The sequence below is a fragment of the Arthrobacter globiformis genome, from assembly GCF_046536215.2.
Classification (GTDB): domain Bacteria; phylum Actinomycetota; class Actinomycetes; order Actinomycetales; family Micrococcaceae; genus Arthrobacter; species Arthrobacter globiformis_E.
This window is the reverse complement of sequence record NZ_JAWMWD020000002.1, coordinates 1-26,284: the sequence shown is the minus strand read 5'-3', so window position 1 is coordinate 26,284 and position 26,284 is coordinate 1. Positions and strand designations below refer to the sequence as shown.

The 26,284-nt window shown below is 60.6% G+C and carries 23 protein-coding genes; 13 read left to right on the top strand and 10 right to left on the bottom strand.

Annotated features, from left to right (window positions below; all coding sequences use genetic code 11):
* Window positions 1–105: 105 nt before the first annotated feature.
* The 5 genes from R5O87_RS22980 to R5O87_RS22960 all read right to left on the bottom strand — a co-directional run bounded on the left by R5O87_RS22980 (window position 106) and on the right by R5O87_RS22960 (window position 7,381).
* Window positions 106–1,377 (bottom strand): M20 metallopeptidase family protein, encoded by a 1,272-nt coding sequence (locus tag R5O87_RS22980; protein WP_243542965.1) that lies wholly within the window; start codon window positions 1,375–1,377, stop codon window positions 106–108.
* A 148-nt stretch (window positions 1,378–1,525) separates the two neighbouring features.
* A complete protein-coding gene (locus R5O87_RS22975; protein WP_243542966.1) occupies window positions 1,526–3,019 on the bottom strand; it encodes an aldehyde dehydrogenase family protein in 1,494 nt (497 codons plus the stop codon).
* 56 nt (window positions 3,020–3,075) lie between these two features.
* Window positions 3,076–4,182 carry a Zn-dependent alcohol dehydrogenase gene (locus tag R5O87_RS22970; RefSeq protein ID WP_243542967.1) on the bottom strand — a complete coding sequence of 369 codons (1,107 nt, stop codon included), beginning with the start codon at window positions 4,180–4,182 and terminating at the stop codon, window positions 3,076–3,078.
* A gap of 161 nt (window positions 4,183–4,343) precedes the next feature.
* Window positions 4,344–5,771 (bottom strand): aminotransferase family protein, encoded by a 1,428-nt coding sequence (locus R5O87_RS22965; RefSeq protein ID WP_410554682.1) that lies wholly within the window; start codon window positions 5,769–5,771, stop codon window positions 4,344–4,346.
* A gap of 89 nt (window positions 5,772–5,860) precedes the next feature.
* Window positions 5,861–7,381, bottom strand: coding sequence for an APC family permease (locus R5O87_RS22960; protein WP_166186468.1), 1,521 nt, complete (start codon window positions 7,379–7,381; stop codon window positions 5,861–5,863).
* A gap of 383 nt (window positions 7,382–7,764) precedes the next feature.
* On the opposite strand from R5O87_RS22960, the gene R5O87_RS22955 reads away from it, so the two are divergent.
* The 10 genes from R5O87_RS22955 to R5O87_RS22910 all read left to right on the top strand — a co-directional run bounded on the left by R5O87_RS22955 (window position 7,765) and on the right by R5O87_RS22910 (window position 19,431).
* A complete protein-coding gene (locus tag R5O87_RS22955; protein ID WP_166186467.1) occupies window positions 7,765–9,138 on the top strand; it encodes an aldehyde dehydrogenase family protein in 1,374 nt (457 codons plus the stop codon).
* Window positions 9,128–10,834 (top strand): diflavin oxidoreductase, encoded by a 1,707-nt coding sequence (locus tag R5O87_RS22950; protein WP_166186466.1) that lies wholly within the window; start codon window positions 9,128–9,130, stop codon window positions 10,832–10,834. The genes R5O87_RS22955 and R5O87_RS22950 overlap by 11 nt, the downstream gene beginning before the upstream one ends.
* Window positions 10,835–11,055: 221 nt before the next feature.
* Entirely contained in the window at window positions 11,056–12,501 is a 1,446-nt protein-coding gene (locus tag R5O87_RS22945; protein WP_243542968.1) for a glutamine synthetase family protein, read from the top strand.
* A 65-nt stretch (window positions 12,502–12,566) separates the two neighbouring features.
* Window positions 12,567–13,340: an SDR family NAD(P)-dependent oxidoreductase gene (locus tag R5O87_RS22940; protein ID WP_021470782.1), complete on the top strand. Its 774-nt coding sequence runs from the start codon at window positions 12,567–12,569 to the stop codon at window positions 13,338–13,340.
* Window position 13,341: 1 nt separating this feature from the next.
* Window positions 13,342–14,082 carry a gamma-glutamyl-gamma-aminobutyrate hydrolase family protein gene (locus R5O87_RS22935; protein ID WP_166186465.1) on the top strand — a complete coding sequence of 247 codons (741 nt, stop codon included), beginning with the start codon at window positions 13,342–13,344 and terminating at the stop codon, window positions 14,080–14,082.
* Window positions 14,079–15,272, top strand: coding sequence for a cytochrome P450 (locus tag R5O87_RS22930; protein ID WP_243542970.1), 1,194 nt, complete (start codon window positions 14,079–14,081; stop codon window positions 15,270–15,272). Before R5O87_RS22935 ends, R5O87_RS22930 begins: the two co-directional genes overlap by 4 nt.
* Window positions 15,273–15,277: 5 nt before the next feature.
* Window positions 15,278–15,514, top strand: a complete 237-nt coding sequence (locus R5O87_RS22925; RefSeq protein WP_243542971.1) for a ferredoxin — start codon at window positions 15,278–15,280, stop codon at window positions 15,512–15,514.
* Window positions 15,511–16,671: an NAD(P)/FAD-dependent oxidoreductase gene (locus R5O87_RS22920; protein ID WP_243542972.1), complete on the top strand. Its 1,161-nt coding sequence runs from the start codon at window positions 15,511–15,513 to the stop codon at window positions 16,669–16,671. The genes R5O87_RS22925 and R5O87_RS22920 overlap by 4 nt, the downstream gene beginning before the upstream one ends.
* Before the next feature lie 4 nt (window positions 16,672–16,675).
* Window positions 16,676–18,460, top strand: coding sequence for a helix-turn-helix domain-containing protein (locus R5O87_RS22915; protein WP_243542973.1), 1,785 nt, complete (start codon window positions 16,676–16,678; stop codon window positions 18,458–18,460).
* 206 nt (window positions 18,461–18,666) lie between these two features.
* Window positions 18,667–19,431 (top strand): type 1 glutamine amidotransferase, encoded by a 765-nt coding sequence (locus R5O87_RS22910; protein ID WP_243542974.1) that lies wholly within the window; start codon window positions 18,667–18,669, stop codon window positions 19,429–19,431.
* Between the two features lie 165 nt (window positions 19,432–19,596).
* Here the strand turns inward: R5O87_RS22910 and R5O87_RS22905 are convergent, their stop codons facing one another.
* From R5O87_RS22905 to ald, 3 genes are all read right to left on the bottom strand, one after another.
* Window positions 19,597–20,091, bottom strand: coding sequence for an HtaA domain-containing protein (locus tag R5O87_RS22905; RefSeq protein WP_243542975.1), 495 nt, complete (start codon window positions 20,089–20,091; stop codon window positions 19,597–19,599).
* A 488-nt stretch (window positions 20,092–20,579) separates the two neighbouring features.
* Window positions 20,580–20,837: a hypothetical protein gene (locus tag R5O87_RS22900; RefSeq protein ID WP_264962717.1), complete on the bottom strand. Its 258-nt coding sequence runs from the start codon at window positions 20,835–20,837 to the stop codon at window positions 20,580–20,582.
* 65 nt (window positions 20,838–20,902) lie between these two features.
* Entirely contained in the window at window positions 20,903–22,018 is a 1,116-nt protein-coding gene (gene ald, locus R5O87_RS22895) for an alanine dehydrogenase (RefSeq protein WP_243542976.1), read from the bottom strand.
* Window positions 22,019–22,110: 92 nt separating this feature from the next.
* On the opposite strand from ald, the gene R5O87_RS22890 reads away from it, so the two are divergent.
* Window positions 22,111–22,638: an Lrp/AsnC family transcriptional regulator gene (locus tag R5O87_RS22890; protein ID WP_410554681.1), complete on the top strand. Its 528-nt coding sequence runs from the start codon at window positions 22,111–22,113 to the stop codon at window positions 22,636–22,638.
* Window positions 22,639–23,225: 587 nt separating this feature from the next.
* Here R5O87_RS22890 and R5O87_RS22885 read toward each other — a convergent pair.
* Window positions 23,226–23,651 (bottom strand): GNAT family acetyltransferase, encoded by a 426-nt coding sequence (locus tag R5O87_RS22885; protein WP_243542979.1) that lies wholly within the window; start codon window positions 23,649–23,651, stop codon window positions 23,226–23,228.
* Window positions 23,652–23,950: 299 nt separating this feature from the next.
* Window positions 23,951–24,583 (bottom strand): hypothetical protein, encoded by a 633-nt coding sequence (locus tag R5O87_RS22880; RefSeq protein ID WP_243542980.1) that lies wholly within the window; start codon window positions 24,581–24,583, stop codon window positions 23,951–23,953.
* 354 nt (window positions 24,584–24,937) lie between these two features.
* Between R5O87_RS22880 and R5O87_RS22875 the strand changes: the two genes are divergently transcribed.
* Both R5O87_RS22875 and R5O87_RS22870 read left to right on the top strand, forming a co-directional pair.
* On the top strand, window positions 24,938–25,069 hold the full coding sequence (locus tag R5O87_RS22875) for a helix-turn-helix domain-containing protein (protein WP_316963924.1): 132 nt from the start codon (window positions 24,938–24,940) through the stop codon (window positions 25,067–25,069).
* Between the two features lie 391 nt (window positions 25,070–25,460).
* A complete protein-coding gene (locus R5O87_RS22870; RefSeq protein ID WP_243542981.1) occupies window positions 25,461–26,114 on the top strand; it encodes a plasmid pRiA4b ORF-3 family protein in 654 nt (217 codons plus the stop codon).
* Window positions 26,115–26,284: the final 170 nt, after the last annotated feature.

Below are 26,284 nucleotides of genomic sequence, written 5' to 3'. Positions count from 1 at the left end.
CTGGCAGTCAGTCACTGCAGGGCTATCCCGTTCCCAACACTTGTAAAGCCCGTCCTGCTTCAATGAGGCGCAGGCGGCCCGAGAAGCTACAAGCTGCACCCGACGCTACCCTATGACCCCGAGCTCCTCGAGCTTTGCAAGCGCCACGCCGGCAAGGAATTGTGCGTGGTCGACCAGGACACCGTCGTCAAACACTGCCCGGGGCGAGTGCATGGGCGCCCACTCTGTGGGGTCAATATCCGGAGACCCTGCTCCGAGGTGCCCGTATGCTCCGGGGACCTCCACAAGGACTCGGGAGAAATCGTCAGAGCCGGTCCTAGGGGACGGACTCTGTACAAACCGCTGCTCTCCAAAGAAAGTGCGTGCAATCTTGCCCCAGAGTTCCGCGTCACTGTCGTGATTAACGGTCGGCGGCATTATTGGAGTGAACGTTGCCTCGGCTGTCAATCGATGAGCTGCCGCAAGTTGGCGGATAAGATCCGGCAACTCCTGTGCGAGCCGCGCTTCCACACTTTGGCTGAAAGACCGGACGCTGGCTCTGAATTCGGCCGATTCAGGTATGACATTAGAGGCGGAACCGCCATGGAATTGACCCACGGACAGTACAACGGGATCAAAAACGTTGAATCGCCGCGTGATGTAGGTCTGTAGCGCGCCCAGCATTTCGGCAGCAACCTGGATGGGGTCCAGAGCCTGGAAAGGACGAGAACCATGCCCTCCACGCCCGATAACTTTGACAGCCAGCTCGCCAAAGGCAGCCATGTAGGAGCCGGCACGGGTTGTGAACACGCCTGACGGGACGTCCGAAACGACATGCAGGGCGTAGGCCGCATCCGGTCCCCTGCCTGCTGCGCCAAGAACGCCTTCCTCCAGCATTATGCGCGCTCCGTCATGCCCTTCTTCCCCCGGTTGGAACATGAAAATGACGTCACCCGTCAGGCTCTCACGTACGGACGAGAGCAAGCGGGCAGCACCAATCAAGCCTGCCGTATGCAGGTCGTGGCCGCAGGCATGCATCGCTCCATTGGTCGAGGCAAAGGGCAATCCCGTCTTTTCTGCGACGGGAAGTGCGTCCATGTCACCTCTGAGCAGTACAGCTGGGCGGGCCCCGAGGGGGGCCCCGGTGGCACCTCCCCGTAATACCGCAACCACGGAGGAGGCTGCTTCTCCGAGGGTTACTTCGAGGTCGAGAGCATTGAGCGCTTCAAGGACCCGGGCCTGGGTGCGGGGCAGGTGCAGGCCAACCTCAGGGTCTGCATGCATTTCCCTGCGGAAATCAACCAAGTCGCTTCCGAAAGAAGGGATCACTGCTGTTGCGCCCTCAAGGAAACTCAGCGATGAAAAACGCCCCGCATCTGTCGTTGAAGTATCTGTCATTAAAGGACTCTCTCGTGTCGACCGTCCCCGACTCGCTCACATTCCTGAAGTCTGGGAAGACCCGCTTCTTGGCTGCGGGTCGCGGTTCCGGATTCTTTTGCTGGAAGCCCCGCCGGGGCTGGCTTTTGCTTGCTGGGGTCGGAAGCCTTTAGAGCGGGAGGTTTGCTTTGTCCACGCCAACGACCCGGTCGCCGGTGAAAAAGCGCACACCGTACTGGGAACCATGGCCTCCAATACCGCTGCTACCCCAGAAGCTTTGGCGGGAATTGCCGGCCAAGTCGCTCATGAAGGTGCCGTTGATGCGGACCTCACCGGCACGAATACGGGAGGCCACTTGCACCGCCCTAGATTCGTTGCCACCGAACACATAGCCGTCCAGACCGGTTGCGGGACCGTTTGCGTGGCTAAGGGCCTCCTCCACCGAGTGCACGGGATGTACGGTTACCAGCGGCCCGAAAAGCTCCTCCGTTGCAGCCTCGGCGGCACATCCGACGATCATCCCCGGGGCCATGAACCAGCCGTCAAGGTCGGGCAACTCGCAGCCAGTTACGAGCTTTCCCCCCAGCTCGAGGAGCCGATGCACTGAGGCTTTCAAACCATCACGCTGCCGCTGGAATGCCAAGGGGCCCACTTGCGTCGACTCATCCAAAGCGTTTCCGACCCGAAGCTTACTCAGTTCGGACCTCATAGCTTCAACGAAACTGTCGTGAATCGACTCGTCCACCAATATCTTGCCGGGCGCCTCACACCACTGGCCGTTGAGACGGGTCATGCCCTGCACGATGGACTGTGCCGCTGAGATGACATCGGCATCCTCCAGAATGATCACGGGATTGTTGGATCCGAGTTCCATCTGCATAACCGCCAGATTCGATGCCGCGGCCTGCGCGACTGTGCGGCCTGCGGAATCGCCACCAGTGAAGGAAAGAGCTTCGATCCGGGGGTCCGATGTCAGCAGTGCTCCTGTCTCCGAATTGCCATGAACGAGCTGAAACGCGGCGCTCGGGTAGTTCAGTTCCGTCATGGCAGACACGATCGCCTCGGCGAAGAGCTGGCAACCGCTGGGCGCGTTCTCGGAGGGTTTGAGGATGACGGGGCAACCGGCCGCCATGGCTGCGGCCACCTTGCCGACCACGGTGAACGTTGGGGCATTCCAAGGACCGACGATGAGGGCCGGGCCGAGGGGCTTGCGCAGGATGACCACAGACCTGTCATGGTCAAGTGTCTCCGATTCCCCAAGCTGTTCCGCTTCAGCAATAGTTCCACGGACTCTGTCTCCCAGTGCACCGGCAATCAGGCGGGTGGTCCGGATAGGGACTCCGGTGTTGATGCTGTCCTGGAGCGCGATTTCTTCGCTCTGGGCATCGAGAGTTGCAGCTACCTTCGTCAGGAGCTCAAGACGGTCCCGGAGTTTGATGTCTTCAAGCTTCCAGGACCTGTGCAGTGTCGCCGCTGCGGCGAGGGCGCGCTCAACATCAGTGTCGGCAGTCTTGCGCATCGGCTGCCGGGGTTCGCCGGTATTCGGGTCGGTGAGGTAGCGGTCCACTTCCTCGAGCTGCAGCCAGGTGCCATCGACAAAGGAGCGTTGCTCGACAAGGTCGGGGGCGATATCAGTCAGTTGTGCTAGTCCTTCAGCAGTCATTTTGGCTGGCTCCTCTGGTTTTCGTTTGTGATCCACGGGTGGTCCGGGTCAGAGTTTTAGTCGGTCATGGTCAGCACAACGCGGATGGTTGACGCTTCCGCCATCGATTCGAATCCCTCGTTGATGCGTTCGAAGGGGAGTTGCTTTGTAACCATTGCATCGAGGTCCAGCCGGTTGTTCAGGTAGTGGTCCGTGAACATGTCGACATCACTGAGGAACCGGTTCGCCCCCATGTAGGCGCCTTGCAGGTGTCGGTCTCCGTAGACGAGAGCATCCGCGGGGATCCGCAGTTCCGACCCAGTGGGCATGAGACCGAGAATGGTCGCGGTTCCGCCCGGGCTCAGGAGCGAAAAGGCGAGTTCGGCGGTCTGGCTGCGGCCCACCGCCTCGATTGCATGGCTAACACCTTGGGAAAGAAGCGACCGGACCTGGCTGAGTGTTTCCCTCGGATCAGGGGAGGCGGCAACAGTGTCCGTGGCGCCGAAGTTGCGGGCAAGTTCCAGCTTCGCCGGCGCGGCGTCGATAGCAATGATTCGTCGTGCGCCCGCCAACCTGGCACCTTGAATGGCCGCTATTCCGACACCGCCGCAACCGATCACGGCAACGGTGTCCTCTGGGCCTACCTTTGCGCCGTGAATGACCGCGCCGACTCCTGTGCTGATGCAGCAACCGAGAAGACATGCAACGTGGGCAGGCAGATCCGAACCAACGACTGCGACCGATGCCTCTTTCACGAGGAAGGCCTCTGCAAAGGCGCCGATACCACCGAGCGACTCAACGCTTGATCCATCAGGTGAAAGGAGCCTGGGCCGGGGCCGCTCACGCATCGAGTCGACTCGTTCGCACTGGGTCGGGCGCCCGCTGATGCAGCTGCGGCATGCCCCACAGGATGGCGTGACTGTTGCGACGACCCGGTCACCCGTCTTGACTCTCGTTACGGCGGAGCCGACGCGCTCGATAACGCCTGCGACTTCATGTCCGAGGACAGCCGGCAGGGAGATATCGAGTGAGCCTTTCAGGTAGTGCAGATCGCTATGGCAAAGACCCACGCGCTCGGTCCGGATGAGGACTTCATGGTCCTCCGGATCATCCAGCAGGAGCTCGCGGATCTGGAGAGGGGTTCCGGGCTTTTCCAGCACGGCGGCAAGAATCGGTGTAGTCATTTGGCTTCCTTGATGGTTGAGGCCCTTGGAGACGGTCGCTGCGACCATCTTCAGCCTTGGCTGAGTTTCAACTGTGTGTGGAGGGAACAGCCTCTACGACCACTATGTGCAAGGTGACCACCCCAGCCCATGAGGACCAGCAGGCTGGCCGGGATAAGAAGTCACTGTCCGATTCCGACGCGGGATCCGCTCCTGTTTCCAGCCACAGCCGACCACCTCCTAACGTGACGTTCCATGGCACGGAGGGCTTCCTCCAGCTTCGTTAGCAGTATTCGGGTCTCTTCCTCGGTGATCACCAAGGGCGGCGACAGTATCGCGGCGTTGTTCAGCGGAGCGATCCCGGCAGGATAGACAATGAGTCCTTGGGCCAGGCATTCCTGCACAAAGGTGGTGGCCGCTCCAAAGGCAGGATCGGGAGCCTCCCTGCTTTCCTGGTCCATAATGAACTCGAAGCCCCACAGCAGGCCGCGGCCCCGGACATCTGCCATACAGGGGTACCTTGCTGCCAGAGATAGCAGGCCGGCTTCCAGCTGCTTCCCACGCCGCCGAACGTTAGCGAGGACGTCCCTGCCTTCCATGAAGTCCAGGACCGCAAGACATGTGGCTGCCCCCAGGGGGTTCCCTGAAAAGGTGTGCCCGAACGGTGCGACGCCGCTGCCCTCCCTGAGCGCCTCGACAACATGGCTTCGCAGCAGGATGCCGGCAACAGGGTAATAACCGGCACTCAGTCCTTTGCCGATAAGAAGAAGGTCCGGCACGACGTTCTCGTGGGAACTCGCGAACCAGTCGCCCGTCCGCCCGATTCCCGTGATGACCTCATCAATGATCAGCAGCACGTTCAACCGGTCACAGATTTCGCGCAGTCGGGAGAGGTAGCCGGCCGGAGGTATCAGCACTCCGCCGGCGGCTCCTACGATTGGTTCGACGATGACTGCTGCAACCGTGTCAGGGTCCTCATCCCGAATGGCATCTTCGAAGGCTGTCGCAGCCCGCTGCGCGTATGCTTCTTCGGTTTCACCCGGCTGCCCGAAGCGATATGCGTAGGCGGGCGGGGCGAAGGAGAATGCATGCAATAAGGGCCCGTAGTCGGGGCGGCGCGCTGCGTGTCCGGACATGGAGAGGGCCCCCATGGTCATGCCGTGGTAGCTAATGTTCCTGCCGAGGACTTTGACTTTGCCAAGGATGCCTCTGTCCCGCCAGTAGCTGACCGCTGTCCGAATGGCGAACTCGGACGCCTCTGATCCACTGTTGACGAAGAAGGCCCAGTCAAGGTCGCCGGGGGCGAGGTCGGTGAGACGCCGCGCCAGGGCCTCTGCGGGCAGATTGGTGAACTGCGTCCGGTAAGTAAAGGCCACACGACGGCACTGCTTTTCCATCGCCTCTGCGACGTCTTCCACCCCGTGGCCGATGTTCGCAGTCATGGCTCCGCTGCAACCGTCCAGGTACTGCCGGCCGTCTGAGTCATACAAGTAGATTCCCTTGCCATGCGTAACTACCGGGTACGTCTTGTCAATGGTCTGCTTCAACAGATCGCTCATGGATATGGAAAACTCCTTTAGGGGTTTGGCAGTCTTTGCTGGCACTCCCATGTCGGCTTCAATGAGACAGACACGGCGGCAGAGCCTCCGATGCCTGCGTCGTCATTGGTGACATCACACGCACCGGAGGCGGGATGTGTTCAGCTCTTATTCCGCGGTGGCGGGGTTCCGGCTTTCTGCCGGTCGCGCTCTTGGCCGACGACGGCCGGCAGAAGCGCGGCGTAGGCATCAGGCCGCCTCGAACGCATCACCAGGGCGGTCACCAAACCTCCGGCAAACAGGGCTCCCATCACCGACAGCAGGATGCCTGCAGCGAGGTCACCGCCGACAAGTAGACCGAAGTTCTGCAGGACCAGGAAGACGATCCCACCGAGACCGGTCACCGCAAGAGCCGGGGCGAACAGCGTGGCCCAAAGCTTTCCTGTTGCCTTCCTCCTGAAGAACACCAGCACGGAAAATGACGTAAGAGCCATCAAAACCACCACGCCAAGTGTTGCTGAACCCGAGAACCAGGTGTAGGCCTCCGTCACCGGGTCAAGCCCAATCAGCGCCTCGACCCCAAGCAGGGCAATCGCCACGATCGAAACGGTTAAGGAGGCCTTTGACGGAGCGCGGTGGCGAGGATGGACGGTGCCAAGCCCTGCCGGCAGCACACCCTGCGATCCCAAGGTGAACAGGTAGCGGGTGAGTACGTTCTGGAACGTCAGAATGCACGCGAAGAGGCTGCTGATCAGGAAAACCTGAAGAAGCGTGGCAAGGATAGGCGAGACGTACTTGCCAGCCAGACCGACCACGATGCTGGTTGGATCGTCCGTTGCCACTTCGACGATCTGGCTGTCGCCAATGCCCGCCTGCATGGCCCATGCGGTGAAGGTGTAAAAAATGCCGACACCGAGGACAGCGATGTACGTTGCACGGGGAATGGTCCGGTCGGGGTCCCGCGCTTCGTTACGGAAAACAGCGGTCGCTTCAAAGCCGATAAATGAGAAGAAAGCAAACATTACGCCCAGCGGGGGTACACCTTCACCCAGGCGCGCGGGCGACAGCGAGTCGGCGCTCAACCCCTCTGCACCGCCATGCACCACCACACCAATATTTACTGCCAGCAGAACGACCGTTTCGATGACCAGAACCACGCCCAGCACCTTGGCGGAGAGCTCCACATCCCGGTAAGCAAGGGCACCGCAGATTGCCATCAGCACCAAACTGCACAGCCACCAGGGAAGATCCGGACCACCCAGATCACGGACAGTGGTCTGGGCCGCCGATCCCAGGTACGAACACAGCGCGAGAAACAGCAGCAGGTACGTGCCCAGGGCAAAGGTTGATGCACCGAGCCCCATGCCGCGGCCGAGACCCGTCTGAATGTACGAGTAGAAGGCCCCCGCGTTCTTCACATGGGGTGTCATTCGCGTGAAACCCACGGCGAACAAAAACAGGATCGCTGTTGCGATCAGGAAAAACAGCGGGCCGCCGGTTCCTTCCGAGGCAGACACCACCACAGGCCAGCCCGCCACGACAGCTGTCATCGGTGCGGCACCCGCGATGACCATGAATACGATGGACCCGACGCCGAGCCCGCGGCCCAGTAGTTTATCCGGGCTCAGGATTCCATTTGGTCCCGCATCCACCGGCTCAAATTCAACATTTTTAGTTGCCAATTCGTCCCTCCCGGACGTTAGAAGCTAGTTACCCGCGATGCTTTCGTCAGGGCAGGAAATGAGCAGCATCGCTAAGGTCCACTTTCAGGTCGTGGCCCCCTTGCCACACCTTCTGTGAACTGCGTTACAGCCTAGAGTTCCGCATGATCCGCCCTTGTGTCAGCCCTGCACACTATCTCCATTACGAATGGTCGCAATGCACAATTCCCGCGCGGATCCTGACGGTGTGCAGATTGCACATGCCTCTCCTCGATGTGGTGCCCGTCGCACTCGCTCATCTGATCGAATGCCCGGCATGCTCGGTAACAACGGAGCTTCCCAGACTTCACATAGGAACTAGGAATCTTCCGACGAAGACCACTCTCCTGAAGGAGCACCCGAGTATGAGCAGCACCATTTCCGTTTATAACCCCGCCACAGAGGAACTGATCGGCGAAGTGCCCTCGCACGACCTGGCAGAAGTCGACGCCGCCGTCGAACGTGCCCGAAAGGCACAAAGCATCTGGGCGCGGAAGCCTATCGCCCAGCGCCGTGATGCCCTCTGGGCCATCGCGGACGCTGTCATCGCCCACAGCGATGAGCTGGCTTTGCTCGAGTCGACCGACGTCGGCAAACCGCTTGCCGCCGCCCGGCAGGAAGTGCTCGGAGTAGCCGAGTGCTTCAAGTACTACGCGGGCATTATCGACAAGATCCTCGGCGACACCATTCCCGTCGATGGTGGCATCAGCATGACCTTCCGCGAGCCGATGGGGGTCGTAGCCGTGATCTCCCCGTGGAACTTCCCTCTGCCGATCGCGTCATGGGGTATCGCCCCCGCCCTGGCTTGCGGCAACGCCGTCATCGTCAAACCGGCGGCCCTGACCCCGCTGTCCACTGTCCGTCTCGGCCAAATCGTGAACGAACTGGGTATTGTCGGCGACGCGTTGCAGGTTCTCACCGGCTCCGGGGCACGCGTCGGTAACGCCCTTGCCGAACACCCCGGCGTTAACAAGGTGAGTTTCACCGGTTCCACCGAAACCGGCCGGTCGATTATCCAGGCCGCGTCGAAGACGATGAAACGGGTCACACTCGAACTGGGCGGCAAGTCCGCCAGCATCGTGTACAACGACGTTGACCTTGCCAAGTGCGTCCAGGCGGCGCCTATGTCCGTCTTCGATAACACCGGTCAGGACTGCTGCGCCCGCAGCCGTTTTCTCGTGCAGCGGGGGGTCTTCGACGAGTTCGTTGAAGGGTTCATCGAATCGACCCGCGCCCTGAAGATCGGTAACCCGCTCGATGCCACAACAAATCTCGGCCCCTTGGTATCGGCCAGCCACCGCGAATCCGTGTCCAGCTTCCTCGGTGATGGACTGAACGTTGTCACCGCGGGCGAGGCACCGGAGGGTCCCGGCTTCTGGATGGCACCGCGGATCGTCATTGCGCCGGACCCCAAGAGCCGGGTGGCAACTGATGAGATCTTCGGCCCCATCGCCTCGGTCATCCCCTTTGACACCGAGGAAGAAGCCATCGCACTGGCAAACAGCTCCATCTACGGGCTCAGCGGCTCCATCTGGACCAACGATGTAGGCCAGGCACTCAGGACAGCACGGGGAGTGGAGTCCGGGGCTCTATCCGTCAACTCCAACTCTTCGATCCGGATGCAAACGCCCTTCGGCGGCTTCAAGCAGTCCGGCATCGGCCGCGGACTGGGCCAGGCGGCCATCGAGGCCTACACCGAACTCAAAACTGTCTTTGTGAGGACTGATCGTGACAACTGAGACAGGGGAACTGGTACGCACCGACCAGGGCATCTCTTCCGAAGTTTCCGGTGCAACAGACACCGCGGTCCAGACCCTGAGCGTGCTTTACGGCAGCCAGACCGGAAACGCAGAATTCCTTGCGTCCAACATCGCCGACAAAGCAAACGCGCAGGGCTATGCAGCCGAGCTCATGAGCCTGGACATGCTGACCCCGGAAGATGCAGCACGCAAGGACCGGCTGCTGATCGTTACCTCCACACACGACAATGGCCATATGCCGGACAACGCGCAGCCGTTTTGGGATCGGCTCCAAACTGCCGGTGATGGCCTGTTCAAGGATGTTCCCTTCGCAGTCCTCGCCATTGGCGACTCCATGTACGAAGACTTCTGCAAGGCCGGAATCGACCTTGACACACGTCTTGGCGAACTCGGCGGCAAGCGCATCATTGACCGCCTCGACTGCGATGTCGACTATGACCTGACGTCGGGCAAGTGGATCAAGGGCATGCTTGAGACCTTCAAAACAATTGTTCCCAGGAAGCCAGGCAAAACCCCGGAAAGCTCCTCCGGCCCGGAGACAAGGCCCACTGAGCAGCCGAAAACGACGCGCCGGGGACCTGATACGGCCACTGTCGCCGAGGCCCGCCTCCTGAGCGCTCCGGAGTCCGAAAAAGAGGTCTGGCACTATGAGCTGGAGGTCAGCGGCGACAGCCGCAACTACCGGCCGGGTGACTCACTCGCCATAATCCCGGCCAACTCCGCCGAGCTCGTCGATGACTTCCTCGCATTCCTGGGCCTCGAGGGAGTTGAGGTGTTCGGTGACGACGGCAAGACAGTACGCGAGTCCCTTCAAAACGACTATGAGCTCCGGCTGCCTCATCTGGGCATCGTGGCCTGGCTGGTTGAAGACCTCGCGCCCGATCATCCCGTGCGGAACCTCGTCGAGTCCGGTGACCGGAATGCGCTGGAGGACTGGATGTGGGGACGGGACATGCTGGACGTCCTGCAGGAAACGAGATCGACAGATGTTGATCCGCAAGAGTTCATCTCAATGCTGCGGCCTTTGCAGCACCGGTCTTACTCCATCGCATCCAGCCCCCTTGCTGACGGTGACCGTGTCCACTTGACGGTCTCTTCCGTGCGGTATGAGGCTGCCGGTCGCCGGCATACGGGCGCTTGCAGCGGTTTCCTCCAGTCCGCCGCGCGGACCAAGACGGCCATGAAAGTGTTCCCACTGCCGGCCCACGAGTTCCACCTGCCCGACGACAGCTCAGCTGATGTGATCATGATCGGGCCGGGCGTCGGAATTGCCCCGTTCCGGGGCTTCCTTCGTGAGCGTGAAGTCTCACAGGCCCGGGGACGAAACTGGCTGCTCTTCGGGGACCGCCATGAGAAGCCGTCCTGGCTCTATCAGGATGAAATGGAAGAACTGCAGACCAGTGGAGTGCTGGACCGGATTAGCCTGGCTTTCTCCCGGGATCAACTGGGCAAGGTCTACGTTCAGGACCGGATCCGCGAAGAAGGCAAGGACGTTTTTGCATGGCTGTCGGGCGGAGCTTCGGTCTACGTGTGCGGCGGCAAACAGATAGCACCTGACATCGACGAAGCCCTGCTGGCGGTGCTGATCAGCCACGGTGCAATGACGCCCGAAAGGGCTTACGACTACCTGCAGTCCATGAAGGGCGAAGGACGTTACGTCAAGGACGTCTACTAAGCTCCCCACCCCTACCCGGTTCCATGGATTTTCGTGCCCTTGGAATCGGGCAGGAACACAGCAAAGCCTTGGCCTGAGTGCAGGGACGCGGTCTTGAATGTGACGTGTCTTACCGGATGCATGTAGGTGGGAATCATGATGTGCACCTTGCACATACGCCCGCGAGACCACGCATTTAGTGTCTTTGGTAACCGATATCAATGAGGATAAAGAGGTACACAGTGAATCCCATCACACAGGTCCCGGAGGACCTCCAAGAACTCGAGGCAATCGACATGCAGGATAAGACCGCCGCAGCGTCAGCCCACGACGAACTGGAAAAGTTCGTCTCCGAGAACGACATCAAAACCTTCAAAGTTGGCGTCGTGGACCTGGACGGTGTGTGGCGCGGTAAGCGCATCCCCGCCCGGTACTTCCTAGAAAGTGTCGCCGAGCACGGCACAAACATCTGCAACATCATCTTCGGCTGGGACATCCAGGATGAGATCATTTCTGATCTCAGCTACACCGGGTGGGACTCGGGCTACCCTGACGTGACCCTGCTGCCGGATCTCAACACCCTGAAGGTCGTTCCGGGGGAACCTGGGGTCGCATCCGTCATTTGCGATACCTACGAAATATCAGGCGAGCCGGCGGCAATCTGTCCCCGGAGTATTCTCAAGCGGGTCGTGAAGAAGGCCGAAGACCTCGGTTACTCCCCGGTCTGCGCCTACGAGTTCGAGTTTTACCTGTTCAAGGGGACTCCAACCGAGCTGGCTGCCAACGGCTGGCGCGACCTGACCCCGATCACGGCGGGCAGCCACACCTACAGCCTCGTCAGGGACACAGGCACCGAGTTCCTCATCGGCGAGATCCGCCGCCGCCTGTCAGAGCAGGGCATTTTCATCGAGGCCAGCAACAGTGAAAACGGTCCGGGCCAGTTCGAAATGAACATCCACTACTCGGATGCTCTCGCAGCCGCAGACAACGCCCTCCGGCTTAAGGCCACCGTCAAGGAGGTCGCAGCCGAAGCCGGCTACACGGCATCGTTCATGGCCAAGATCAACCCGGACTGGGCCGGCTCCTCGGGGCACATGCACCAGAGCCTCTGGGATCCGGAATCCGGCAAGTCAGCCTTCGCCAATGCCGAGGAGCCCGGTGAGCTGAGCGCCATCGGGTACAACTACCTGGCGGGCGTGGTCGAGACGGCGCCGGAGCTCACCGCCCTCTACCTGCCCACCATCAACTCCTACAAGCGGACCGAAGGCGGGCAGTGGGCCGGATCCAGTGCCACCTGGGGCTTGGACAACCGTACCGTCGCCATCAGGTCCATCCCGTCGAAAAGCAGTGCTGCGCGCATCGAAAACCGGGTACCTGGCGCTGACGCCAATCCTTACCTGGTCATCGCCGCCAGCATCGCCGCCGGCCTGCACGGGGTGGACACAAAGATGACCGCTCCCAAGCGGGTGGTAGGCAACGCTTACGCCCTGGAGGAGGGACACCAGGTAAAGGAGCTCCCCGCAACACTCGACCAGGCCATCGAACAGTTCGAGAAGAGCGAGGTCGCCAAGGAGTACTTCGGTGAAACCTTCGTCACGCATTACGTCCAGACGAGGCGCTGGGAGCTCCGCAAGCTTCAGACCAGTGTCACCGACTTCGAAATCGCACGTTACCTGGAACGAATCTAGCGCCCAGTGCCGCGCTAACAAGCGTTTAATACACCGTTTTCCTTACAAGAAAGAAGAAACACCCAATGACTACTCACCCCGGAAAGATCGCTGCAGTCACCGGAGCCGCATCCGGAAACGGCCTTGCCATCGCAGAAAAGCTGCTCAAGGAGGGCGCCACCGTCGTTGCCCTCGACCGTGACGAAGCCGCGCTCGAGCGCCTGGTTGGCCAGCACCCGGAAATGGTTCCCGTTGTTATGGACGTTGCCGACGAAGCCTCGGTCCGCAGCGGCATGGCCGAGATAGACGCCAAGTTCGGCCGGCTCGACACCCTCGTCAACAACGCAGGCATCGTCAAGGGCAGCAACTTCGATGACCTCGGCGTTGCCGAATGGGACCAGGTCTTCGCGGTGAACTCCACAGGCCCGTTCCTGGTCAGCCAGGCTGCACGTCCGCTGCTGGAGAAGGGCGCCGCCGCCCGAGGCGACGATTCAACCAGCGCCATCGTCAACATCACCTCAGTTGAGGCCCACATCGTCATCGCCAGCAGCGGGCACCCCCAGGTGCACTACAACGCTTCCAAGGGTGCGCTCCTGATGTTCACGAAGGCTTTGGCCATCGAAACCGCGGCTTCCAAGATCCGCGTCAATGCTGTTGCGCCGGGCTTCATCGAGACCCCGTTCACCAAGTCCGTGCTGGAGAACCAGGAGGCCGTAAAGTTCCTCCTCGACCGTACGCCGCTCGGACGTATCGGCCGCCCGTCCGACGTTGCCAACGCAGTCGCGTTCCTGGCCAGCGACGAGGCCAGCTGGGTGACCGGTACCACCATCCACGTCGACGGTGGTTGGCTGGTTTACTGACATGAGGGCGCCCCTTATTGCCATTTCAGCGGCTCGGCAAACCGTCGATACCGCCTTTGGCCCGATGCCTTCTACGGTCCAGAACATGGCCTACGCCAACGGCGTCCTTGCCGCAGGCGGCCGTCCTGCCATTCTTCCGTCCACGGCAACAATCCCCGATGCGGCGCTTGAAGGGTTCGACGGGCTCATCCTCACCGGCGGCGGCGACATCAGCCCCCGGCTGTATGGCGAGGACCCGATCGACACGGTCTATGACGTCTGCGATATCAGGGACGATTTCGAGATCGAGCTTTACAACGAAGCCATGCTCCGTGGCATACCCGTCCTGGCGACCTGCCGGGGAATGCAGCTTGTCAACGTCATTCGCGGCGGAACCCTAGTCCAGGAAGTAAGCCCGGACCGAGGGCACTGGCAGGACAACCCTTCACACGAACCATGGCACAGGGTGCAACTGGAACCTGGTTCCGAACTTGCCCGGATCGCCAAAGGCCTGACCATTCCCGTGAACAGCTACCACCACCAGGGCCTGGGAAGGCTCGGAAAGGGCCTTCGCATTGTGGGACGGGAAGGCGACGTCATCGAGGCAATCGAAGCCGATGATGCCAGCCTGATCGGGGTGCAGTGGCATCCCGAACACATGGTCGATTATGACGAAGCCCAGAAGGCTCTCTTCGTGGATCTCGTGGAGAAGGCCGCGGCGCACACACAGTCAGAGCAACTACTTCAGGAGCAATTCTCATGAGCACAGAAACCGAGCGCGGGCTCAGCCACAACAAGTCAGACTTTGACTTCCACGGACGGGCACTCGACAACATTTTCGACGACTACCAGGACATGCTCGCCAATGGTCCGGTCGGTCACAGCGATAAGTACGGGGGCTTTTGGTACATCACGAAGAGCGAAGACATCTTCAATGCGGAGCAGGATCCTGACACTTTCGCTGTCGGTCCCTCCATGCTCCTTCCTGCCTTCGGCACCGATGTCCCCCTTATTCCGATCGACATCGATCCGCCGACCCATGCTGACTTCCGCAAGATCCTGCTGCCGATGTTCACTCCCATGAATGTTTCAAAGCTGGGCCCGGGAATGCGGGAGACCGCCAGGCAGCTGTGCCAGGAGGTCCTTGAGGCAGGCGAGGTCGTGGACGTTTCGGCCAAGCTCGCCCGTCCGATGCCGACAATCATCTTTAGCCGCCTGGCCGGATATCCGGAGCAGGACTGGCCGATTTTCGACCGGTGGATCGACGAGATCATCTATGAGCGCACCGCCCATCCGGAAACGGCGTACGCGGCAGGACGTGAGCTCAACGACTACTTCGACCGCCTTCTCGACGAACGGGAAAAGGCCGGACCGGAAGCAGAGGCCAGCAATGATCTGATCACCCAGCTTCTGAAGGCGGAGGTGAAGGGACGGAAGCTCACGCGTGAAGAGCTGCTGTCGTACTGCTACCTGCTCTTCCTGGCCGGGCTGGACACGACCGCCTGGGCGATCCGTTCCGCTCTTTGGTACCTTGCGGGCAACCAGCAGGCCCAGCAGCAGTTGCGTGAAGACCCGGACCTGATTCCCACGGCTGCAGAGGAGTTCCTGCGGACGCTTTCTCCGGTTCAGGCCATGGCCCGCACGGCAAAAGCAGACACAGTTGTCCGTGGCCAGGAGATCAAGGCCGGCGAACGCGTTGTGCTCGTCTTCGGTGCGGGCAACCGTGACCCTGAGGTCTACGAAGAACCGAATGAAATCAAGATTGACCGTGAAGACAACCGCCATCTGGCCTTCGGCGGAGGTATCCACCGGTGCCTTGGATCGAACCTTGGCCGCGCCGAGATGGTTATTGCCATGGAGGAATTCCTGAAGGCTGTGCCTCACTTTGAACGGGCGAATGATGACGAGCCGTGGCACGGTGTCGGCCCGCTTACCCTCAAGATTGGAGCTTGATCACTATGGGAGAACTTTGGGTCGACGGAGGTCGTTGCCAGGGCCACGCCCGGTGCTGGGCGCTGGCACCCGAAACATTTGAGATCGACGAGGAAGGCTACGCCCACGTCATTCCTGGCCGCGAAAACAGCGGCGACGAACCGAACGTGCGCAAAGCCATCCGGAATTGCCCTGAACGGGCAATCCTTGAACGGGAATCGACCGAGGCCGGCGAGAAAGCCTCAGAGGTTTCGGCGTCGTGACACATCTGCCAGACCGGGTCGCGATCATTGGCGCTTCGGTTGCATCGGCGATGCTGATTGAACGCAGCCGTGAGCTCGGCTTTGCAGGCGAATTTATCGTCATAGATTCAGACCCGAACGCGCCTTACGACCGGCCTCCGCTGTCAAAGCAGTTTCTTCTGGGCACTGGTTCCGTTGAACCGGCCGAGTGGTGGCCGGAGGCTACGCCGATCCTCAACGCAAAGGCAATCGGGCTGCTCCCTGACAGGCGGACTGTTCTGCTGGACAAGCTCGGAGAAGTGGCGGCTGATGCGGTCGTCATCGCAACCGGAGCCGGTTCCATCAGGCTGCCGAATGAGCCCGCAGGCGTTCTCAGCCTGAGAACAGCCGAGGACGCCCTGGCCCTGCGCAATGCCGTGGATGCAGGAGCTGCCAGTGCGATCATCATCGGCGCCGGAACCATTGGTGCGGAACTCGCATCTACACTGGCCCAGCGTGGGCTTGCCGTCACCGTGGTGGATCTGGCTCCGCAGCCAATGCAGCGCTTTTTTTCAGGACATCTGGGGGAAGAAGCAAAGGCATGGATGCACCAGGCAGGTGTTGTAACCCACTTTGGGGTGGCTGTGGAGTCCATTCAGAAAACGGATGCCGAATGGACAGTCCAGGTCAGCGGCCTGGACCTGCACGCCGATCTTGTTATCAGCGCTGTCGGCGCCCGGCCCAATACCGAATGGCTGACCTACAGCGACCTCGACATTTCCAACGGAGTCCGTTGCAGTGCCGACGGGAAGGCACTGCTGACCAGCGGTGAAATCGCTGACGGGATCTTCGCTATCGGAGACGTTTCGGCACGGCAGGCCGAGGACGGAACGTTTCGGCGGTTCGAGAGTTGGACCCAGGCCCAACGGCACGGTGCAGCCCTCGCTGAATACTTCGCCGGATTCGAATCCACGGAACTGGAACAGGCTCCGTACGGATGGACGGAACAGTTCGGTCGAAAGGTCCAGGTACACGGCATGCTTCCGCCGGCGGGCGAACTTGTGCAGGTCTACGCTGCCGAGGAACGCAACGCCGCCTTGTACCGGATCGGATCCGCGGAGGAGGAGACGGCCTGGATTGGCGTCAACGCTCCAAGGCAGTTCAGCCGGGCCTCCATGGGCATGAGCCTCCTAAGCTGAAAAGATGAATACCCCTGCTGAGCCCGCGGCCCCGCAACCGAACGAGGTCATGCCGGCTGACTATCGCCAAAAACTCCAAATAGCAGAGCTCCGGGCAGATACCCTGTCCGAGCTCACGCAGCTAATGATGGAAGGACCCGATCCGCTCGCGCTTGCTCAAAGGGCAGTGGACCTGGTTGCCAGGGCAACAAACTCAGCAGGGGTTTTCGTCTACCTGTGGGATGAACAGGAACAAGTTCTTGTTATGCGTGCAGGTACTGCTGGAGTACAGAGCCAGCAAGTTGGAAGGGTCACCCTTCGCCTCGGTGAGGGGGTAACCGGCTGGGTGGGGCTTACCCGGCAGTCAGTTGTCCTTAACAAAAACATTCAGCAGGATCCGCGGTTCGTCAGCATCAGCGAACTTCAGGAAGAAGATTTCAACTCGATGCTGGTAGTCCCGATCGTGGCTCCGACCGGGACGCTCCTGGGTGTATTCAGCCTCTGGTCGTATGCCGAGGAAACCTTCACCTGGGAGTCAAAGCTGATTGCTGACGAGGTGGGCATGCTGCTTGCCAGCGGCCTGCTGCAGGCTGAGACGGTTGACGACTTGCGGCGTCAGTCTGCAGCAGCGCATTTCCTTGTAGATTTCCCGATCAACTCCGCCACTTCCGTTCTGCAATGCGCTCAAGTGGCCGCCCAGTCGATCCTCAAGCACATGAGCTCCGACGGTTGTGTCATCGAATATTTCGGCCGTGGTCCAGCCACATCCCCGCCCACTGCCATCGCAATGGACAAGGGCGAGCGAAGCGGAACAGTGGTTCGAACCACTCACTCACGAACAGCAACCTCCGAATTTATCGAATCCAACTTCGCCGGACATGAGCGGATATCTGTTTCCTTCGGCCTGACGAGCACCCGGGGCATCGTCACCTGCTACCGTCCACGCCGCTATTCCACCAGGGAACTTGACCGTCTCAGCGCCATTTGCTCTCAGCTGGCCGCCCTGTTTGAAGCAGTAGAACTGGAATCGGTAGGTTCTTCCCATGCTTCACGCCTGCTCCGTAGCGTCGGCACGAGCACATTCGCCCGCATTCTGGAGGAGTCAGGCTGGTCAAAGGGCCGCACCCTGCCTGTCCTGGTACGGGTGAAACGGCTGAAATTCGACTCGGATGCCGTGTCTAGGCGCATTGCCCCCTACCTGCAGGAACTGGCCGGCCCACGGTCCCTCGTCTTCACGGAGGGACCCCTCAGCCTGCTCTTTATCGATACCCCCTTCGGTACGGGAGAGGAGATCCAGGCGAAGCTGGAGACAACTCTTTCTGAGCTCGACGAACACCGCGGCGTTTCAGCCTTCGCCGGCCTCGGTCCGGTGGCCCGCGATGTCGCTTCCCTGCAGCCTGCGCTTTCCGACGCCGAGACCGCACTGGCATGGACAGAACTAGTTGCCAGGACGTCCGGGAGACGGGTCACCTCTTTCAGCGAAATAGAACATCTGCAGGACATGCCGCTCGTAGGGGAAGGGATGTCTGCGGAGATCAAGGACGTGCTCGCTGAACTCAGGTCCCTCATGCGCTACGACGCGGAAAATGGAACCCAGTTGGCCGAAACAGTTGCCATGCTGCTATCCAACAAGGGATCCATTGCGGACACGGTCTCCAAGTTGCATATCCACCGCAACACGCTCCGGCAACGCCTCCAGCGCGTAGAGCAGCTCATCGGTCATTCCTTCGAAGAAGCCGGTGACTGGCTCCCCACAGGCATTGCCGCACGATTGGCGGTGCGGGAAGGCCAGGGCGCGGTTCTTCAGTGACGGCAACGGCCGCCCAAACTGAGTCCTGTTCAAGGATCGTCACATGGTGTGAATAGAGTCGACCCCAGCCAACCGAAGCTCCAAAGTCTCAGCTCTGCAAGCACACACATTCGGATCTCAATGTGCAAATGGCACTGCTGTGGCGGCGATGCTGTTCGCTACGTTGAAGTATTGGAAACTTCGATCGCCCGATAAGGATTTCGAGCATGACCTACCAGCCAGATCTTTCCCGGGGCACCGGCACTTTGCAGGCCCTCGTCATACAGCCGGATCCCTATTGCCCGATCGACCGTCTCGGTCTGTGGCTGCACGACGAGGGTATAACCACCAGAATTGTCCAGCCTTTCAATGACGACGTGATCCCGGAAATACTCCAGGAGGACGCCCTGGTGGTCCTGGGCGGAGACATGAGTTCGCTGGACGACCATGTCTATCACTGGCTTGCTCACATCCGCAGCCTTATGGCAGCTGCTGCCAGCCACAGGAAGCCCACACTTGGGATTTGCCTCGGAGCTCAGCTGATGGCACAAACGTTCGGCGGAACCGTGACCAGGGGCGACCAGGGCCTCGAAGCGGGCGTCGTAGAGGTAGCGTTACGGGCGGAGGCGGCCGAGGATCCCTTGATGGCCGGGTTACCGGGCCCTTTCTGCGCAGGGGCAATGCATGGGGACATGATCGACCACCTGCCACCTTCGGCGGTCTGGCTCGGGATGACCGCCCAGTATCCGCACCAGGCTTTCCGGATAGGCGAGATGTCGTGGGGAGTGCAGTTTCACCCTGAACTGTCGCCGGCAGTCTACCGCCAGTGGTTGTCCCTCGTCGACGAGAATGACGCGGTTGCTATGGAGCGGGCAGGGCGCGGGATGCAGGCGTTCGAGAATCAAGACCAGATTGTGAGGGAGCATACCGAGGCACTGGCGCGACGCTTCGCCCACCTGGTCCGTACGACCGCTACAGTGGCTTCCCAGTAGACCAAGTGGTGTGGCGCGGCGCTGCCCTTGCGGCTTGGGCGTGTCCTGGACATCCGGCGCCGCGTCTCCTGCCCCCGATTCCAAGGGGGGCAGGAACACGCCATATCCGTCGTGGCCGGATGCGCCAGGTATGTTTTGAGCTCCTGGGTAAATTGAACTCCTGCGTCACGGTACTTTCACGGAAGATGGTGCTCTCATGGTCAGCGGAGCCAGTGTCTCTCCGGCTGAGTAGCTGTCTGCAAAGACAGCCGCGCCTGCGCTGGTCAGCGATACCTGGACATTCGCCCACATGGTGACGCCGTCTTCCACCGACACCGCCGGCAAACGCAGATGGGCGAGTTGCACCGTCTCGTTTCCTTGATCGATGAACAGGTATGCCCCGTCCAGCCCGGCTTCAATTTTGGGGTTGCAAATTGCGACCGACATAAGCCCGTGATGGGCGAGGAAGCGGGCGTCTCCACCGAACCGGAGCACAAAGTGGTCACTGTCAGACTGGTCCACGCTCTTGAACGGGAAATAGAACTGCCGGGTATTGGTCACGGCAGCACCGTCACGCAGGAGTATGCGTCCGTCATGCATGGACTGCACATAGCGGACAAAGCTGTCTTTGACCGCCCATGCCATGCCGAGATCTGCTCTTTCAACAGTGAGTTCGGACATCAGGTTTCCTTCGTCGTTGCCAGGTTGCACAGGGTCGATGGCGCTCCCCGCTCTCTGACACACCAGGTAGGGGAGGGGCTTGCCGGCTGTTCATCTTCGACCATTTTCGTGGCGGCTCAGATGATCGACATGTACTGCGGGCACATCATTCGCGCGGACCGTGTGCCTGGCGCCCATCGGAAAGGACGGTCGTTGAGGTTGAGAGCTGCTGGGGGAGCGCTGATGGGCGGGGCCAGTCCGGCCGGGCCTGAATTATCGTGCCATGTTCAGTCGTTCAGACGCGATGCACTCGTATACGAGCCCGGGAGGAATCTGGTGGCAGAGCTCCAGGGTGTAGGACCAGGGGCCGTGCCAGGTGACAAGAACACCTGACGCTTCACTGTGGCCCCGTTGGGAACGCAGCCGGGTGATGGCTGCCGACAATTCATCATCACTGTGGAGCCGCTCCCGACGCTGTACGTATCCAGCCGCGTTGGACTGCCCGCCCCTCATGATGCAGCCTCCCGCTGGAAGTCAGGGCAACGGCTGAACCTATCGGTTTCCCACTTGTAGTCGACCCACACGTTGAAACCGTCTGCCCGGTGAAATAGCCGGCGGGGCTCAGCCCCGTCACTGTCGAGCCACAAAATTTGATCATCGTCGGTGACTGCATCGACAACTCCGCGCCGGATCTCCTGATCCTGAAGTTTAACAATGACCAGCTGGCCAATCAGCGGCTGCCACTTGGGCTGCAGGTGAAATGCCATTCGATGCTTCCCTTTCTGTGAAGCGGGCCGTGTCTGCCTTCTATCGGGCAGACACGGCCGATGCCTTAGACCGTTACGAGGTCCTGCCAGTCGGCGAGGTCATGCCCGTGGGCATCGCTGACCGACTTGTGGGTCACCTTGCCTGCCGCCACGTTCAGACCGCCGGCGAGAGCTGGAAGCCGGTCGAAAGCGCCTTTGACGCCGTGGTTCGCAAGGGCTACCGCGTAGCGGAGCGTGACGTTGGTCAGCGCGTAAGTGGACGTGTTCGGGACGGCACCCGGCATGTTTGCCACGCAGTAGAAAATGGTGTCGTGGACCTTGTACGTGGGTTCCTGGTGCGTGGTGGGGTTGGTATCTTCAAAGCAGCCACCCTGGTCCACGGCGATATCAACGAGCACCGAGCCGGGCTTCATCCGGGCCACGAGGTCGTTGGTCACGAGCTTGGGTGCCTTCGCTCCCGGGATCAGGACGGAGCCGATGACGAGATCAGCGTCGATAACGGACTTTTCGATCTCGTATGAGTTGGACGCTACGGTCTTCAGGCGGCCCTGGTACTGGGCGTCCAGTTCGCGCAGCCGGTTGATGTTGATGTCCAGGATGGTCACGTCGGCGCCGAGGCCGAGCGCCATGGCCGCGGCGTTGGTGCCGGCGACGCCTGCACCGAGGACGACAACCTTGGCGGGACGGACGCCCGGAACGCCGCCGAGCAGCACACCCTTGCCGCCAGCGGGTGCCATCAGCGAGGTCGCACCGACCTGGACGGAGAGCCGGCCGGCCACTTCGGACATCGGGGCGAGCAGCGGCAGTGCCCGGCCTTCCTGGACCGTCTCGTAGGCGATGGCGGTGACACCGGATTCGACAAGCGCCTGGGTCAGTGCGGGTTCCGCTGCAAGGTGCAGGTAGGTGAAAAGTAGCAGGCCCTCACGGAAGTGCCGGTATTCGGATGCCACGGGTTCCTTGACCTTCATCACCATGTCGGCCCTAGCCCAGGCCTCATCTGCGGTTTGAACGATCTCGGCTCCAGCAAGGGCGTACTCCTGATCGCTGATGCCGGAGCCGGCGCCGGCGCCGGTTTCCACGAGCACGTCGTGGCCGTTTGCTTTGAATTCGTGGACGCCGGCGGCAGTGATGGCAACGCGGAACTCGTTGTTCTTGATTTCCTTGGGAACGGAGATGATCATGACTCGTGCTTTCTGACGGGATTGATGCTTGTGGGCAAAAGAATGACAGAAAATGCGGAAACATGAGCGGAGCTCGCAGGATATGCGGCAGAATGAAAACAAATGAACAATTTCCACAATGTGAGGAGCGTTACAGCGTGTCGGACTCGCAGAAACTGCAACAGGTGACGTTGGACGAAGTCGACCAGAAGCTTCTGGGCCTGCTTTCCAATAATTCAAGGCGTACCAACCAGTCGTTGTCGGAGGCTCTCGGACTTGCGCCGTCAACCTGTCTTGCCCGCCTCAAAGCGCTCAAAGACTCGGGGGTAATCAAGCGGTTCACCGTCGAAGTCGCACCCGAAGCGATGGGCCTGCCCCTCCAGGCCCTGGTCAGTGTGCGGCTCAGGCCCGGTGCCCGGCACTTGATGAATGCCTTCGGAAGCGAGTTGCGGGACCTGCCCGAGATCAAGCAATTCTTCGTTCTTGGCGGTTCGGACGATTTCCTGATCCACATCACGGCCAAGAACACCGAGCACATCCGTCAATTCGTACTGGACCATCTGTCATCGAATCCTGCCGTCGCAGGTACCCAGACCAACCTCGTGTTCGAACATGGCCACGGAAGCGCGTTCGGGCTCTAGAAACCTGGGACCAACTGCCACCGATGGCCCAAGCCATTGGGCATCCCCGTTTTTCCCGCATCTGGGGCCCAGGCCGTCGTATATCACAAGAAGGACACCGAGGCCGGAATTACCTCTGCACTGCTCAACTCCGCACAGCAGATCGGTGTTGCCCTCGGACTGGCAGTTCTGGCGGGCGTCGCTGCGACGGTCAGCAACAGCAGCCGGCATTCGGCCCTTACGGAGGAAGCCCAACTAATCACCGGATACGGCAGCGTGCTTGCCGTCGCGGCCGGGCTGCTGGTGGCTGCAGGAATACTGGCTGCGGCTACCTTGCCTTCGCGAACCGCGGCACAGGCCAGCGCCCCCGCTGCGGCCGGAATAGGCGGACCCGGACAGGGACTGTCTCCGGCGACGAGAAGGTACAGCATGCACGCCCTGATGCCTGGGCGTGCATGCTCGTTGGCCGAGGTCCCGGTGACCGGCGCAGCGACTGGACAATGCCGCTACGCCACCACTCATCCGCGGCTCTTTACCGTTGTTTCATGATTCGCAACCCCTTGGGGTGGACATAACCAGACGCAGTCGAGGGAGCCGTCCCGGAAAGATCAGTCGGTAATGAGGCGCCTGGCGAAAGTCAGGGAGTCACTGGATTCAAATCCGACGGCACGCCAAAAATCTGCTGCCGCTTCATTTTTGCTGCGGACGTTCAGATGGATCTTGGGACAACCCAAAGCACCCAGCCGCTGCTCGATATCCTGAACAAGGCGGCGGCCCAGCCCGCGGCCTTGCTGTTCGGGGTGGATAGCAAAGTAGTGGATCCAGCCCCTATGCCCGTCATAACCAGCCATGGCCGTGCCGACCACCCGCAGTCCGTCATGTGCCACCAGAAAGAGTTCTGGCTGCACCTGGAGTTTCCGCTCTATATCTTTTCGGGGATCGTTCCAGGGACGTACAAGGCCACAAATGGTCCAAAGGTCCACTACGGAATCGGTGTCTTTGCTGTTGAAGCTCCCAAGAGTGACTGTCTGCATTGTGGGGTCCTTAGGACGGGTGCGGGGACCAATGAGGAGCGGTCCCCAAGGCGATTCGAAAGTGCATCCCAAAGAATACCCACTGTGTAACGGCTCGTTGCCGCCGTGCAGGTGTCCTTGTCCACGTACGGATGCAAAAGTGGCGCATCAGAGCGCAATTGCGCAAAGCCGGAACGCCGATAACTTATATTCCGTCAAGCAAAAGATGCCAGGTTGGGTGTGACCTACCCCTGGGTCCGCATACACGGATGCTTCTGGATCCCTGGGGGAGTTGTGCGACCTTGCCTCTGGTTTACTGGTTAGAGGGTTCGGTCGTCCTGCAACGGTTGCAGAGTCTCAGGCAGCCATGAGTCCTCAGGCCAGTTGTTGCGCTTCCTAATGTCCTCAGCATGTTCAACGGCGTTGCGCTGCAGGCGCTCGATTACGTCCTCGGAAACACCGCCAAGCCGGGCAAACCTGATGTTGTTGATCATGCCAACCAACCAAGCGGCGGCAGTGGAGTTTGCTTCTAATACGGCCTCGACGTAGTCGGCACGGCGCTTATCGACCTTCTTTTCGAGTGCCTCCCGCATGAACAGGTTTGCCGTAGCCCAGTCTGCCTGCAGCCACTTTCCCACCGCGTCGCCGTCTAGCTTGTCCGCGAGCATCTGCAAGCTTGTACGGGCCGACACAAGCTTCGGCCCCACAGCCTCGGACGATCCGGCGAAATCGAATGTCACTAAGTCGTTTAGGGCGCGTATTGCCTCATCCCACACGATGTCGAGGCGGGCCCGCCTAGCGTCTTCCAATGCCGATTCCGCTATGGCGTTAGCATGATCGGCGCGCGCGTTTGCGCCCCTGGCGATGTCATTGGCCTTACGCGAACTAATCCACGCCAAGCCCGCAACGACTAGGGAGAGAGCCGCGATTGCGACAGAGAACCATTCAGCCATGAAAACAGATTAGGCCAGCTCGCCCGCACCGGCGTTTCCTGGGGGATACCGGGCCCAGTTCTATCCCGTATCGTCCCGACTCCAGAAGGAACCGAAACGAAACGGTTCTGGGCTATAGCGACAACTAGGGTTGCTGTAGCGTTCAACCGGTTCACCTTCTCGGCCTACCGCTGCAGGGTGCGGGATCAAGACCTTAGTGGCGTGGTTGCTTCCCTTGTCCCACTGGGACAGTAGTACTGTCCCACCGTGGGACAAGGGAAGGAAGCTATGTCGTTCGTCAGCTCATCGGAAGCATTTCGGGCAGCTCGGGCTCAGGCCAGCGTTGTATGAGCCGTCGAGTCGGAAGTGCTTCACATGGCTGTCTACGATGGACGCGAGCAGGGCATGACGATTCGGGAGGTGGCGGCGGCATTGCAGTTGCCCAAAAGTACTGTCGCCAGGCATTGGCAGGAGGGTCACAGGTGCCCGGAGGTCCCGCCGGTGTAGGGCGACGAGGCCGGATACGTAGCCACCTGGAATTCGACGTGGAGCCACGATCCAACCGAGCACATCAAGACTTCATCTTGGACGTGGGAAGAATTCGGCGACGGCACCCGTCGCGTCCAGCAACATGCACTCGGCCCAGTCAGGCAGCAATCCGCGGACGACAACGGACCGGAGTGCACAGCCTGAGCTGGTCCTTCATCTGAGCGCTGGGCGTTCCCGCCACTTCGCCCTGATACGCAGCGTCAAAATAGACCGGTTTCTTTCCGCGTGCGGCCGGAGCCTATGGTCGTTCCGAAATACAGATAACCCACGTTTTGTAAGGCTGAAGTTTGATGGCAGGGGAGAGGCTAGCGTCTTTGGGGCCGAAATGCGGGCTGTAAGAATGGCCTGCATGGAGAACGCTTCTACCGAGATGTGCGGGCAGCCGGGGTCGATACTGGGGGTTCGCGTGGAGCTGGCCGACATCGAACCAAAAATCTGGCGCCAGCTGGAGGTCAGCGGCTCCTTGACTCTGGATCAGGCACACAGGGTCCTGCAAACTACCTTTGGGTGGGAGGACATGCACCTGCACAGGTTTACAGCCGGTGACCCCTTTGCGCCGTTGCGACCGGTGGACGGTGAAATTCCTGAGACTCTGCAGTGGCTTCCACGGCGGGAGTGCAACGAACCGGATGACAGGCCAGAGGAAAAGATGTCCCTTGGCCAATTGCTGGACATGGGCGGTGGCGCAGCCTTTTATGAATACGACTTTGGCGACAGCTGGCTGCACCGGCTTGAGCTCGTTGCGCAATATCCTGCGAAGGAAGGCGCCCCGCTGGCCAGAGTGGCCGGGGGCGCCCGCCGCGGCCCGTTGGAAGACTCCGGAGGATTCCCAGGGTATGCAGAGATCCTGGAGGCACTGGCAGACCCGGCTCATCCGGACCACGCCGAGCACTCGGAATGGGTGGCGGAGATCACCGGCTCGGCTGAACCTTTTGATCCGGAGTTCCTGGACATTCCGGCCTTGAACCAGGCGCTGGCAGCCCAGGTTCAAGCACGTGATTAGCGGGCGAAAAGCGCTGCGGTTACGCCGGAATGCAACCCCTTCCGCGGCGTCTCCCCCGGCCGTTTTCGAGCGCCGATAATTGATCTTATGTCAAGCTGTAATGACTCTAAGTGCGAATCGTGCATACCGTGATCTTTCGGGGAACGTATTGACGCTCTCCCCTAATGAGT

Bases quoted from the DNA above. Each gene is read 5' to 3' on its own strand.
- R5O87_RS22870 (WP_243542981.1), top strand. From the start codon at position 25,461: ATGGAGAACGCTTCTACCGAGATGTGCGGGCAGCCGGGGTCGATACTG.
- R5O87_RS22900 (WP_264962717.1), bottom strand. From the start codon at position 20,837: ATGGCATTTCACCTGCAGCCCAAGTGGCAGCCGCTGATTGGCCAGCTG.
- R5O87_RS22875 (WP_316963924.1), top strand. From the start codon at position 24,938: ATGGCTGTCTACGATGGACGCGAGCAGGGCATGACGATTCGGGAGGTG.
- R5O87_RS22910 (WP_243542974.1), top strand. From the start codon at position 18,667: ATGACCTACCAGCCAGATCTTTCCCGGGGCACCGGCACTTTGCAGGCC.
- R5O87_RS22930 (WP_243542970.1), top strand. From the start codon at position 14,079: ATGAGCACAGAAACCGAGCGCGGGCTCAGCCACAACAAGTCAGACTTT.
- R5O87_RS22885 (WP_243542979.1), bottom strand. From the start codon at position 23,651: ATGCAGACAGTCACTCTTGGGAGCTTCAACAGCAAAGACACCGATTCC.
- R5O87_RS22955 (WP_166186467.1), top strand. From the start codon at position 7,765: ATGAGCAGCACCATTTCCGTTTATAACCCCGCCACAGAGGAACTGATC.
- R5O87_RS22890 (WP_410554681.1), top strand. From the start codon at position 22,111: ATGAAAACAAATGAACAATTTCCACAATGTGAGGAGCGTTACAGCGTG.
- R5O87_RS22925 (WP_243542971.1), top strand. From the start codon at position 15,278: ATGGGAGAACTTTGGGTCGACGGAGGTCGTTGCCAGGGCCACGCCCGG.
- R5O87_RS22880 (WP_243542980.1), bottom strand. From the start codon at position 24,583: ATGGCTGAATGGTTCTCTGTCGCAATCGCGGCTCTCTCCCTAGTCGTT.
- R5O87_RS22970 (WP_243542967.1), bottom strand. From the start codon at position 4,182: ATGACTACACCGATTCTTGCCGCCGTGCTGGAAAAGCCCGGAACCCCT.
- R5O87_RS22940 (WP_021470782.1), top strand. From the start codon at position 12,567: ATGACTACTCACCCCGGAAAGATCGCTGCAGTCACCGGAGCCGCATCC.
- R5O87_RS22965 (WP_410554682.1), bottom strand. From the start codon at position 5,771: ATGGGAGTGCCAGCAAAGACTGCCAAACCCCTAAAGGAGTTTTCCATA.
- ald (WP_243542976.1), bottom strand. From the start codon at position 22,018: ATGATCATCTCCGTTCCCAAGGAAATCAAGAACAACGAGTTCCGCGTT.
- R5O87_RS22980 (WP_243542965.1), bottom strand. From the start codon at position 1,377: ATGACAGATACTTCAACGACAGATGCGGGGCGTTTTTCATCGCTGAGT.
- R5O87_RS22935 (WP_166186465.1), top strand. From the start codon at position 13,342: ATGAGGGCGCCCCTTATTGCCATTTCAGCGGCTCGGCAAACCGTCGAT.
- R5O87_RS22975 (WP_243542966.1), bottom strand. From the start codon at position 3,019: ATGACTGCTGAAGGACTAGCACAACTGACTGATATCGCCCCCGACCTT.
- R5O87_RS22915 (WP_243542973.1), top strand. From the start codon at position 16,676: ATGAATACCCCTGCTGAGCCCGCGGCCCCGCAACCGAACGAGGTCATG.
- R5O87_RS22905 (WP_243542975.1), bottom strand. From the start codon at position 20,091: ATGTCCGAACTCACTGTTGAAAGAGCAGATCTCGGCATGGCATGGGCG.